The organism is Vibrio sp. 970 (assembly GCF_033339075.1).
This window is the reverse complement of sequence record NZ_JAWOTW010000386.1, coordinates 1-659: the sequence shown is the minus strand read 5'-3', so window position 1 is coordinate 659 and position 659 is coordinate 1. Positions and strand designations below refer to the sequence as shown.

Annotated in this window: 1 protein-coding gene; it reads left to right on the top strand. The window is 48.9% G+C overall.

Features of this window, described 5'->3' with window-relative positions; translation table 11 throughout:
• Window positions 1-630, top strand: a 630-nt coding sequence (locus R7Q11_RS26845; RefSeq protein ID WP_225467073.1) for an SDR family oxidoreductase, incomplete at its 5' end; no start/stop codon positions are given.
• Between the last annotated feature and the right edge of the window lie 29 nt (window positions 631-659).

Here is a 659-nt window from a genome sequence, read left to right as displayed (position 1 = left end):
GAGACACAATCACAATGTCAGATGTTAAGTGCGAAAGCGTTCACTTATCCGGTTGATGTGATAAATGAATCGGATGTGGAAGCGACATTTGACGCCATTCTTCAAGATTTCGGTCAGCTTAATGGACTCATCAACAATGCGGGAGTGCTGCGAGATGGTTTGCTTGTAAAAGCCAAAGATGGCGTTATCAGCAAAATGTCGTTGGAGCAGTTTAATCTCGTCATGAATGTCAATGTCACGGGAACATTTCTGTGTGGGCGTGAGGCTGCTGTAAAAATGATTGAAAGTGGCTCACAAGGGGTCATCATCAATATCTCCAGCGTTGCGAGAGCCGGGAATATTGGTCAAACCAACTATTCCGCCTCCAAAGCGGCGGTCGCTACCATGGCAACAACGTGGGCACGCGAGCTTGCAAGGTACGGCATTCGAGCCGCTGCGATTGCGCCAGGGGTTGTACATACGGCGATGGCTGATCAAATGAAGCCAGAGGCGATCGAACGTCTAGAAAAGATGATTCCGGTAGGGAGAATGGGGGAAGCGAGTGAAATCGCTCATGCCGTCAAATACATTCTTGAGAGTGATTACTTCACTGGCCGCGTGCTTGAGGTGGATGGCGGAATCCGAATGTAAACGCTTTTTCAGAGAATGATTCCCTCAGG